This window comes from Bradyrhizobium australafricanum (assembly GCF_020329495.1).
Classification (GTDB): domain Bacteria; phylum Pseudomonadota; class Alphaproteobacteria; order Rhizobiales; family Xanthobacteraceae; genus Bradyrhizobium; species Bradyrhizobium australafricanum.
On record NZ_JAGKJL010000186.1, the window covers coordinates 1 to 861 of the forward strand.

The following is an 861-nucleotide window of genomic DNA, read 5'->3' on the forward strand; positions in this document are numbered from 1 at the left end:
GAGAAGATCAGCTGACCATGGAAACGAAACTTGAACAAATAGCAGTGAAAGCTCGACGCGAGCCAAATCTTCGCTTCACCTCGTTGGCCCATCACATCACGCGCGACCGAGTGCAAAAGAATCTATTACAGATTCCGAAGCGCTCCGCCGCCGGGGTGGACGGACAGACGGTGGAGGCGGCGAAGGAGAGCTTCGAGGACTGGATGGGGCCAATGCTCCAATCCATCCATCGCCAGGGATATCGGGCGCCGAACATTCGGCGGGTCTATATCCCCAAGCCCGGTAAGACGGAGAAGCGCCCCCTCGGGGTTCCAACTGTCTCCGACCGGGCGCTCCAGCGCAGCACGGCTGAGGTATTGTCCACCATCTACGAGCAGGACTTCTTGCCCTGCTCGTTCGGCGGCAGGCCGAAGCTCAGCGCCCATCATGCCTTGGCGACCCTCAATGAGGTCATCGCCGGCGGCATGATCAGCTGGGTGTTGGAGGCGGATTTGAAGAACTTCTTCGGGAGTCTCGATCATGATTGGGTCCTCCGGTTTGTCGAACATCGAGTCGGTGATCCGCGCCTGATCAGCTTGATCCGGCGCTGGTTGAAAGCGGGCGTCTTGGAAGACGGAGCGGTGCACCCGAGCGAACAAGGAACGCCACAAGGCGGATCGATCAGTGTACTTTTGAGCAACCTCTACCTTCATTACGTTCTCGACCTCTGGTTCGAACGCGTGGTGAAGGGTCGGTTGCAGGGCGAAGCCCGACTGGTGCGCTATATCGACGACTTTGTGATCTGCTTCCAATATCGATCGGACGCCATCCGCGTACAGGAGGCCTTGCGTCTTCGGTTGGGGAAGTTCGGCCTCACTCTAG

Annotated in this window: 1 protein-coding gene; it reads left to right on the top strand. The window is 58.7% G+C overall.

The window, feature by feature from the left end; all coding sequences use genetic code 11:
- Positions 1-17 precede the first annotated feature (17 nt).
- Positions 18-861 (top strand): reverse transcriptase domain-containing protein (locus J6525_RS46460; protein WP_249796405.1); only part of this gene is annotated, 844 nt, incomplete at its 3' end.